The sequence below is a fragment of the Nocardia sp. NPDC005978 genome (genome assembly GCF_040614455.1).
In the GTDB taxonomy this organism is placed as follows: Bacteria; Actinomycetota; Actinomycetes; order Mycobacteriales; family Mycobacteriaceae; genus Nocardia.
In genome coordinates, this window is the sequence record NZ_JBEXUS010000173.1 from 1 (window position 1) to 11349 (window position 11349).

2 protein-coding genes are annotated in these 11349 nt (G+C 72.0%); both read left to right on the plus strand.

What is annotated here, in order from left to right; genetic code table 11:
• Nucleotides 1–4: 4 nt before the first annotated feature.
• The gene (locus ABZ319_RS38500; protein WP_354991530.1) at nucleotides 5–9172 is read left to right on the plus strand and encodes an amino acid adenylation domain-containing protein; all 9168 of its coding nucleotides are present in this window, start codon (nucleotides 5–7) and stop codon (nucleotides 9170–9172) included.
• Nucleotides 9172–11349: amino acid adenylation domain-containing protein (locus tag ABZ319_RS38505; protein WP_354991529.1), on the plus strand; the 2178-nt coding region annotated here is incomplete at its 3' end. The genes ABZ319_RS38500 and ABZ319_RS38505, both read left to right, overlap by 1 nt.

Genomic DNA, 11349 nt, shown 5'->3' on the forward strand with positions numbered 1-11349 from the left:
CGCGGTGCTGGGCCGCGCCGGGTCCGCCGCCGCGCTGCACAATCTCTATGGCCCCACCGAAGCCGCGGTCGATGTCACCTTCCACGAGGTCACGGCCGCTGACACCGAGTTCGTGCCGATCGGCGCGCCGGTGTCCAATACCCGGCTGTACGTGCTCGACGCACGTTTGCGGCCGGTTCCCGTAGGGACTCCGGGTGAGCTGTATCTGTCGGGGGTTCAGCTCGCCCGGGGCTACGTGGGCAATGCCGGACTGACGGCCGAGCGTTTCGTCGCCGATCCGTTCGCGGGCGGCGAGGGACACGGTGGTCCCGGCGAGATGATGTACCGCACCGGCGATCTGGTGAGCTGGACCGAGGACGGCGAGCTGGAGTACCTGGGCCGCACCGATTTCCAGGTGAAGCTGCGCGGGCTGCGGATCGAGCTCGGCGAGATCGAATCGGTGCTGGCGGCGGTGCCCGGCGTGGAGCGCGCGGTGGTGCTGGTGCGCGAGGAGCAGCTGGTGGCCTACGTGGTCTCCGACCTCGAGATCCAGGAGACCCGCCTGCGCGCCGCGGTGGCCCGGGCGCTGCCCGCGTACATGGTGCCCGCCGCGTACATGGTGCTGAAGGCCCTGCCGGTCAACGCGTCCGGCAAGCTCGATCGCGCGGGTCTGCCCGCGCCGGTCCGGGTGGCCGCGAGCTACGAGGCCCCGGTCTCGGTGGTCGAGCAGGCCGTGGCCCGGGTGTTCGCCGAGACCCTCGGCGCCGAGCGGGTCGGTCGCACCGACGACTTCTTCGCCCTGGGCGGCAACAGCCTGAACGCGACCCAGGTGGCCGCGCGGCTCAACGCCGAACTGGGCTGCCGGCTGACCGTCCGCGAGATGTTCGCCGCGACCAACGTGGCCGAGCTGGGCGCGGTCATCGACGCGCAGTTCCTCGACGAGGACGCGAATGACACAGCGGCACTTCAGCTTACGGCGCGTCGTGGTGACGAGCGCCCGGAGAACATCCCGCTGTCTCCCGCGCAGCAGCGCATCTGGTTCCTGAACCACTTCGACACCTCGGCCGCGAACTACAACATGCCGTTCGTGGTGCGCCTGCGGGGCACGGCGGATCTGGCGGCCCTGCGCGCCGCGGTCGCCGATGTGCTGGCCCGGCACGAAACGCTGCGCACGCTGTTCCCGGTGGTCGCGGACGGTCAGGCCTGCCAGCGCGTGCTGCCGGTGGATCGGCTGCCCGAGCTGGTCGCGCACGAGGTGGTGACCGACGGCGCCGAACTCGACGCCGCGCTGTCCGCCATCGCCGCGCGCGGATTCGATCTCGAACACGAGATTCCTTTCCGTGCCCGCGTTTTTACAGTGCTTGACGCCGTCGCGGAGAGTGCCGCGCCCGGCGATCCGGTCTCGGAGATCGAGGCCGCCGCCGCGTCCGGGCGCTACGCGCTGGCGATGGTGCTGCATCACGTTGCCGCGGACGGGCTTTCGCTGCCGATCCTGGCGCGCGATCTCATGCTGGCCTATGCCGCGCGCTCGGCCGGGCAGCAGCCGGGCTGGGCCGAACTGCCGGTGCAGTACGCCGATTACACACTGTGGCAGCGCGATCGCCTCGGCGACGCGGCCGACGCGACTTCGCTGCTGGCCACGCAGCTGGGCTTCTGGCGCACGGCGCTGGCGGGCGCGCCCGATCTGCTGGAGCTGCCGTCCGATCGCCCGCGCCCGGTGCTGGCCAGCGGCCGCGGCGGCAAGCGCTCGATCGAGCTGCCCGCGCAGCTGCACGCCCGCATCGTGGAAACGGCCCGGGCCGAGAGCGTTTCGACCTTCATGCTGGTGCACGCCGCACTGGCCGTCCTGCTGTCTCGTTTGTCCGGTGAGTCCGACATCGTGATCGGCACGCCGGTCGGCGGCCGCGGTGCGCGCGAACTCGACGACCTGATCGGCATGTTCGTCAATACGCTGCCGCTGCGCACCGAGATCGACGACAGCCTCGAGTTCCGCCAGCTGCTGCGGCGGGTGCGCGAGACCGATCTCGCCGCCTTCGCGCACGCGGATGTGCCCTTCGAGCAGCTCGTCGAAGCCCTGAATCCGGCCCGCTCGCAGTCGCGTCATCCGCTGTTCCAGGTGGCGTTGTCCTTCACCGCCTCGGGTGATATCAGTGTCGAACTGCCCGGATTGCTTGCCACGGCGGGTACGCTGGAGACGGGAGTGACCAAATTCGACCTGTCGGTCGCGGTCACCGAAAGCTTCGTCGGTGCCGGTCCCGGGGAAGGTCCGGCACCGACGGGGATCACCGCGGAGTTCGAATTCGCGGCGGATCTGTTCGACGCCTCCACAATTGACGTCTTTGCTGACCGTTTTGTCCAGTTGCTGACGGCCATCACCGCGGATCCGGCCACCATCGTGGCCGCCCTGCCGTTGCTGTCCGAGGTCGAATACGCCGATCTCACCGATCGTTCCGGCGGACCCGTGCAGACCGGTCGTGTCATTCCGGATCTGCTCGCGGCGGCCGTCGCCGCCAATCCGGACGGCATCGCCCTGGTCGACGGCCCGCGCGAGCTCACCTACCGCGAACTCGACGCGGCCTCGAATCGGCTGGCGCGCCTGCTGATCGGCCGCGGGGTCGGCCCGGGTGACCTGGTGTCTCTCGGCATGCCGCGGTCGCTGGAATCGGTGCTGGCCACCTGGGCCATCAGCAAGACCGGCGCGGGCTGGGCCCCGGTCGATCCGGCCTACCCCGCCGAGCGCGTCGCGCGCATGGTGGCCGACGCCGGCGCCGAGTACGGCCTGACGCTGTCGGCCGTTCGCGCCGGGCTGCCGGACTCGGTGTCCTGGCTGGCGCTGGACGACGAGCTGTTCCGCGCGGCGGTGGCGGCCTACGCCGACGACGCCGTCACCGATCGGGATCGGCTGCGCCCCTTGCGCACCGCCGATGTCGCCTACGTCATCTACACCTCCGGATCCAGCGGTGTGCCCAAGGGCGTCATGGTCACCCACGAGGGTGTGCCGTCCTTCGCCGCGGGCGAGGTCGAGCGCTTCCTGGTGCGGCGGTCGTCCCGCGTCCTGCACGTCGCCTCCCCGGCCTTCGACATCTCGGTCGGCGAACTCGCCATGGCCATCGAGGCCGCGGCCACCCTGGTGGTCGCGCCGCCCGAGGCGGTCATGGGCGCCGAGCTCACCGGCGTGCTGCGCACGCACCGGGTCACGCACGCGTTCATGACCCCGTCCGCCCTGGGCACCGTCGATCCGCTCGAGGCCCCGGACACCGCGGTCGTGGTGGTCGGCGGCGAGCCCTGCCCGCCGGAGCTGGCGCGGCGCTGGGCCGAGGCGGGACGATCCTTCGTCAACTGCTACGGACCGACCGAAACCACCTGTGTCACACAGGGTTCCGTGCCACTGGCGGCAACGGACGAACTGCACATCGGCCCGCCCTTCGCGGGCGTGTACGAGTGGGTGCTGGACGAGCGCCTGCGCCCGGTGCCGATCGGCATGGTCGGCGAGCTGTACGTGGGCGGTCCGCAGCTGGCCCGCGGCTACCGCGGCCAGGCCGCGCTGACCGCCGGCCGCTTCGTGGCCTGCCCCTGGGCCCCGGGCGAGCGCATGTACCGCACCGGCGATCTCATGCGCTGGACCCCGACCGGTTCCATGCAGTGCCTGGGCCGCAACGATTCTCAGGTCAAGCTCCGCGGCTACCGCATCGAGCTGGGCGAGATCGAATCGGTGCTGGCCGAGCACCCGCAGGTGCGCCGGGCGGTGGCGGTCAAGCACGCGCACGCCACCCGCGGCGATCAGCTGGTCGCCTACCTGGTCTCCGATGTCGCCGAACTGGACCTCGCGGCGGTCAAGGCCGGGCTGACCGGACGGCTCGCGCCCTACATGGTGCCGTCCGCGTTCGTGGTGCTCGACGAGATCCCGTTCACCGTCAACGGCAAGCTGGACTACCGCTCGCTGCCCGAGCCGGTCTTCGAGAGCGCGGTCTACCGCCGCCCGGGCACCGTCACCGAAGAGCTGGTCGCGGGCGTTTTCGCGGAGCTGCTCGATGCCGAGCGGGTCGGCGCCGACGACGACTTCTTCACCCTGGGTGGCAGCTCGCTGCTGGCGGCCAAGGCCGCCGCGCGCCTGGGCACGGTGCTGAACACCACCGTCGGCGTGCGCGTGCTCTTCGAGGATTCCACCGTGGCCGGGCTGGCCGCGCGGGTGGACGCCGGTCTCGGTGAGGCCCAGCGCCCGGCGCTGGTCGCGGGCGAGCGTCCCGAGCAGCTGCCCCTGTCGCCCGCGCAGCAGCGGATGTGGTTCATCAACCGCTTCGATCGCGAGTCCATCGCCTACAACCTGCCGATCGCGCTGCGCCTGACCGGCGCGCTGGACGCGGCCGCGCTGGCCGCCGCCTTCGGCGACGTACTGGCCCGGCACGAGACGCTGCGTACCTATTACCCCGAGACCGAGGCCGGCGCGGTGCAGGTGATCGCGCCGGTGGCGCAGACCTTCTCGGGTCTGCGCACCACCTCGCTCACCGAAGCCGAACTGGCCGTGCGGGTTCCGGAGATCCTGACCACCACCTTCGACGTCACCGCCGAGGTCCCGATCCGGGTCGAGCTGCTGCGCGTGCTGGACGAGGCGGGCGAGTTCACCGGTGAGCACGTGCTCGCCGGTGTGCTGCACCATATTTCGGCCGACGGCTCCTCGGTGGTGCCGTTCGTGCGCGATCTCATGGTGGCCTACGGCGCCCGCCTGGGCGGGAGCGAGCCCGCGTGGACCCCGCTCGCGGTCCAGTACGCCGATTACGCGCTGTGGCAGCACGCGCTGCTGGGCGCCGAGGACGACGCCGACTCGGTGGCCGCCCAGCAGCTCGCCTACTGGAAGCAGGCTCTGGCCGGACTGCCCGATCAGCTGGATCTGCCGGCCGATCACCCGCGTCCGGCGCGACAGACTTTGCGCGGCAAGCAGATTCATCTCGAACTCGACGCCGCACTGCACGCCCGCCTCGCCGAGGTCGGCCGCGGGCGGGGCGCGACCCTGTTCATGGTGGTGCACGCCGCGTTCAGTGCGCTGCTGGCCCGCCTGTCCGGTACCGAGGACATCGCGGTCGGCACCCCGATCGCGGGTCGCGGCGACAGCGCGCTGGACGACGTGATCGGCATGTTCGTCAACACCCTCGCGCTGCGCACCCGGGTGGCCCCGTCCGAGCCGTTCACCGAGCTGCTTGCCCGCGTCCGGACCGGTGACATCGCCGCGTTCGCCCACGCCGACGTGCCGTTCGAGCGCCTGGTCGAGGTGCTGAACCCGGTGCGCTCGCAGGCCCGGCATCCGCTGTTCCAGGTGGGCCTGTCCTTCCAGAACTACGAGCACGCCGAACTGCGCCTGCCCGATCTGACCGTGACCGAACTCGAATTCGAGAACCACATCGCGCAGTTCGATCTGCACCTGTTCGCCACCGATCGCTACGCGGCGGCCGGCGCGCCGGACGGGCTGGACCTGACCCTGGGCTACGCCACCGATCTGTTCACCGAGGGCACGGCGCGGCACATCGCCGCCGCGCTGGTCCGCGTGCTCGAAACCATCGCGGCCGCACCGGAAACCGTGGTCGGCGACATCGATCTGCTGGGCGCGGACCTGCGCGCCCGGGTACTGGGGGAGTGGAACGACACCGCGCGCCCGCTCGCCCCGGCGACCCTGGCCGATCTGGTCGACGCGCAGGCGGCGAGCACCCCGGACGCGGTGGCGCTGCTGTCCGCCGACGGTGAGATCGCGCTCGGCTACGCGGAATTCGACGCCCGGGTGAACCGCCTGGCCCGGCATCTGATCGCCGCGGGCGTCGGCCCGGAGACCGGCGTGGTGCTGGCCATGCGCCGCGGGATCGAGCTGGTGATCGCCATGTACGCGGTGGTCAAGGCGGGCGGCGCGTACGTGCCGATCGATCCCGATCACCCGGCCGACCGCATCGCCTACATCGTCGAAACCGCCGCCGCGGCTGTCGTTCTCACCACCGTCGCGGACGGCCTGCCGTTCACGGCCCAGGTCCCGGTGTTCGAGGTCGACGCCCTCGACCTGGCCGGGGTGTCCGCCGCGCCGGTGACCGACGCCGAGCGGGTGCGCCCGCTGCGCGAGCAGCATCCGGCCTACGTCATCTTCACCTCCGGCTCGACCGGCCGGCCCAAGGGCGTGACGATCCCGCACGCCGCCATCGTCAACCAATTGCACTGGCTGCGAGCAACTTTCGAGTTGACCGCCGCCGACCGCGCGCTGCTGAAGACGCCCGCCACCTTCGACCTGTCGGTGTGGGAGTTCTGGTCGCCGCTGACCAGCGGCGGCAGCCTGGTGGTGACCGCCGCGGGCAACGAGCGCGATCCCGATCGCCTGCGCTCGATCATCGACGCGCACGGGGTCACCGTGCTGCACCCGGTCCCGTCGCTGCTGGGCATGCTGCTCGCGGGCGGCCCGCTGCCGTCCTCGGTGCGCGCGGTGCTGGCGATCGGCGAGGCCCTGCCCGCTGCGACCGCCGCCGATTTCCTGGACGGCGGGGCGGCCGCGCTCTACAACCTCTACGGCCCCACCGAGGCCGCGGTGTCGATCACCGCGTTCCCGGTGCGCGCCCGGCATCAGCAGGCCGTGCCGATCGGCACGCCCGCCTGGAACAGCCGGGTGTACGTGCTGGACGCGCGGCTCTCGCCGGTTCCGATCGGCGTTCCGGGCGAGCTGTACCTGGCCGGCGCGCAGCTGGCGCGCGGCTATCACGGCCGGCCGGGCCTGACCGCGGAGAGCTTCGTGGCCGACCCGTACGGCCCGGGCCGCATGTACCGCACCGGCGACATCGTGCGCTGGCGAGCCGACGGCACCCTCGAGTACGTCGAGCGCGCCGACTTCCAGGTCAAGATCGGCGGCTTCCGCATCGAGCTCGGCGAGGTCGAGACGGCGCTGCGGCGGCAGCCCGGGGTGAGCGCGGCGGTTGCCGTGGCCCACAACGGAACCGCGGGTGCGCGCCTGGTCGCCTACGCGGCCGTTCCCGGTGTCGGCGATCCCGAGCGCGAAGCGCTGGCCGCGACCCTGCGGTCCGCCCTGGCGGCGGCGCTGCCCAAGTACATGGTCCCCGCCGCGGTCACCGTCCTGGACGCGCTGCCGCTGAACGTGAACGGCAAGGTCGACCGGGCCCGCCTGCCCGAGCCGGTCTTCGCGGCCGCGGTGTACCGCGAGCCGGTCACCGAGCTCGAGCGGCTGGTCGCCGCGGGCTTCGCCGAGGTCGTCGGCGGCGCCGCGGCGGAGCTGGTCGGTGTCGACACCGACTTCTTCGCCCTCGGCGGCAATTCGCTGATGGCGACCCGGCTGGCCGCCCGCCTGGGCTCGGATCTGGGTGTGCGCGTGCCGGTGTCGGCGCTCTTCGAAGCCCCGACCGTGGGTGAGCTGGCCACCTGGCTGGCCACCGCGGACCGCTCCGAGCTGCGCCCGGCGCTGACCCCGCGCACCGACTCCGGCCCCGCGCCGCTGTCGCTGGCCCAGCAGCGCATGTGGGTGCTCAACCGCCTGCATCCCGAGTCCGGCGCGTACAACGTCCCGGCCGCCATCCGCCTGACCGGCGCGCTGGACGTGCACGCGCTGGCCGCGGCGCTGCGGGATGTGCTGTCGCGGCACGAGATCCTGCGCACCCGCTACCCGGAGAAGGACGGCGAGCCGGTACAGCTGGTGCTCGGCATCGACGAGCTGAATGCCGACCTGGCCCCGATCCGGGTGTCCGAGGCCGAGATTCAGCTGCGACTGATCGAGATCGCGACGGCCGGTTTCGATGTCACCGCCGCGCCGCCGCTGCGCATCCGCCTGTTCGAGCTGTCCCCGGCCGAGCACGTGCTGATCGTGGTGCTGCACCACATCAGCGCGGACGGCTACTCGGTGCTGCCGATGACCCGGGATCTGGTGCAGGCGTACGTGTCCCGGCTCGACAACCGGGCGCCGGGCTGGTCGCCGCTGGAGATCCAGTACGGCGATTTCGCCGCCTGGCAGCGCGCGGTGCTCGGCTCGGACACCGATCCCGAGAGCCTGCTGTCGCGGCAGCTGAACTTCTGGGTGGACGAGTTGTCCACCGCGCCCGCCCAACTCGATCTGCCCACCGATCGCCCGCGCCCCGCGCGCCGCGACATGCTGGGCGCCGAGTTCGACTTCCAGATCTCGGACGAGATCACCGCGCGGCTCGACGAGCTCGCGACCGCGCAGGGCGCCACCCTGTTCGGGGTCGTGCACTCCGCGTTCGCGGTGCTGCTGGCCAAGATCTCGGGCCAGCGCGACATCTCGATCGGCGTTCCGGTCGCGGGCCGCGGCGAGCGTGCGCTGGACGACCTGATCGGCATGTTCGTCAACACCGTGGTGCTGCGCACCGAGGTGGACGCCAAGCTCTCCTTCACCGACCTGCTGCGGCAGGTGCGGGACCGGGATCTGGCGGCGTTCGCGCAGGCCGACGTCCCGTTCGAGCGGGTGGTGGAGGCGGTGCTGGCCGCCAACGGCCGTCCGCGCTCCAGCGCGGTCAACCCGCTGTTCCAGGTGGCGCTGGCCTTCCAGAACATCGCGGCCGGCGCGGTCTCGCTGCCCGGGCTGGCGCTCGAGGCGATCGAGCCCGAACTCACCGAGGCCAAGTTCGATCTGCAGCTCACCGGTATGGAGCGGCGGAACGAACTGGGCCGGGTGATCGGCCTGGACATGCGGTTCGGCTACGCCACCGACATTTTCGACGCCGGCACGGTGCGCCTGCTGGCCCAGCGCCTGCTGCTGGTGCTGCGCGCGATCATCGCCGATCCGGCGGCACCGGTGCGCGCCATCGACATCCGGACCGCCGCGGAGCGCGACCGCCGACCGGGCGCGCCGGCCGCGGCTGCCGGAGCTGCTCGGCCGCGGCAAGTTTCGGACGATCGGCCGACCGCCGATCTGCCGACCCTGATCGCGGCGGCCGCCGCGATCGACCCCGATTCGATCGCGCTCACCCACGGCGATCACACCGTCACCTACCGGGCGCTGGCCGACAAGATCGGCCTCACCGCCCGGGCCATGGGTGCCGCGGCGAAACCGGAAGCACTGGTCAACGTCGCACTCGCCGGGCTGGTGCCCGGCATCCTCACCGCGCTCGGCGGTGCGGGTCTCGGTCAAGTCCTGGGCGACCTCGCAACACAGGCCCAGGCAGTGGTTCTTCGCTCGGAAAGCTCGTCGGAAGGAAACCTCTGATGCACTACGCAGAGTCGATCGCTACCAGCCGAACCGGCCGCACGGCCCTGCGAAGGGCCTACGGCGTCGGTGATCTGCCCACCCTGATTCCCCTGGTGGCCGAGCTGGACGCCGATCGGATCGCGCTGCGCTACGCCGAGCAGACCATCGCCTACGGCGCGCTCGCCGCCGAGGTCGCGATGCTGAGCGAGGCCATGGGCGGCGCGCTCGAGCCCGAGGCGCTGGTGCAGGTCGTGGTGTCCGGGCAGCTGCCCGCGCTGATGGACGGCCCCGAGGGTGAGCTGACCGCGGTGCTCGAGGCCCTGGTCGACGACGCCGTGCTGGCGGCCTCCGGGCTGCTCGAGCCCAAGCTGGCCCCGATCGAGACCCTGACCTCGAAGTTCCGGGCCCAGGTGCGGCGCACCCCGGACGCGGTGGCCATGGAGTTCGAGGGCGCCGAGCTCACCTACGCCGAATTCGCCGACCGGGTCACGGTATTGGCCCGGCACCTGCGTGAGCTGGGTGTCGGCCCGGACGTGCTGGTGGGCCTGGCCGCGCGCCGGTCCTTCGAGTTGCTGGTCGGCATGTACGCCATCCTCGAGGCGGGCGGGGCGTACCTGCCGCTGGATCCGGATCATCCGGCCGAGCGCATCGCCTACGTGCTCGAGGTCTCCGCGCCCGTGCTGGTGCTGACCACCACGGCCGACGGCGCCGGGCTCGACACCGCGGTGCCGGTGTTGCGCATCGACGAATTCGAGCGCACCGCGGGGGAATCGGCCTCGCGCGCCGCGCTGTCCCCGGCCGATGACGACGAGCTGACCCGGACCGGCGCGGACAATCTCGCGTGCGTGCTGTTCACCTCCGGCTCGACCGGCCGGCCCAAGGGCGTGGCGATCTCGCACCGCGCGATCCTGGCGCTGTTCCGTTCGCAGCAGCGCCGCCTGCAGCTCTCGGCCGCGGACGCCATGCTCTTCAAGACCCCGACCACCTTCGACGCCTCGGTGTGGGAGATCTTCTGGACCCTGCAGACCGGCGCGCGCCTGGTCATCGCGGTGCCGGACGGGCACCGCGACACCGCCTACCTGATCCGCACCATGCGCGAATGCCAGGTCACCGCCGCGTTCTTCCCGCCCTCGATGCTCTCGGTGCTGATCGCCGAGGCCGAGCAGGATCCCGAGGGCCTGTCCGATTCCCTGCGTTTCGTCTACGTCGGCGGCGAGGCCCTGCCGCCCGCCACCGCCGCCGGCTTCCGCGGCGTCAGCGGTGCGACCCTGTACAACATCTACGGCCCCACCGAGGCCACGGTTCTGGTCACCTCGCACGAGGTGACCGCGGTGGACGTGGACTCCGTCCCGCTCGGTCATCCGGGGGACGAGGTGGAGCTGCTGGTCCTGGACGAGGACCTGCGCCCGGTTCCGCACGGTGTGGTCGGCGAGCTCTACCTGGTCGGAATGCAGCTGGCGCGAGGCTATTTCGCGCGCCCCGGCCTGACCGCGGATCGTTTCGTGGCCAACCCCGAGGGCCCGGCCGGCGACCGCATGTACCGCACCGGCGATCTCGTGCGCTGGGTGCACGGCGTCGACGGCGGCGCGGACGAGCTGCAGTACCTGGGCCGCACCGATTTCCAGGTGAAGCTGCGCGGCCAGCGCATCGAGCTGGGCGAGGTGGAGTCGGCGCTGCTGCGCGACGACACGGTGGCCCAGGCCGCCGTGCTGCTGCACACCGGCGCCAACGGGGAGCAGTCCCTGGTCGGGTACGTGGTCCCCGCCCGCGGCGCGCTGATCGACAGCACGGCCGTGCTGTCCGGGGCCCGGGCGCACATTCCCGCCTACATGGTGCCGTCCGCGCTGGTCGTGCTGGCCGAGTTCCCGATCACCGTGCACGGCAAGCTGGATCGGCGCGCGCTGCCCGAACCGGTGTTCGCCGACGCGAGCACCGCCTACCGCGCGCCCTCGACCGAGGCCGAAGCCGCGGTGGCGGCCATCTTCGCCGACCTGCTCGACCGTGAGCAGGTCGGCGCGGACGACGATTTCTTCGCTCTCGGCGGCAATTCGCTCATCGCCACCCGCGCCATCGCCCGGATCCGCGACACCCTGGGCGCGGCGGTGGACGTGCGCGACTTCTTCGACCGCCCGACCGTCGCCGCGCTGGCCGCGGCCGTCGAGCTGAGCGCCGCCGCCGGTGCGCCGGCCGTGCCG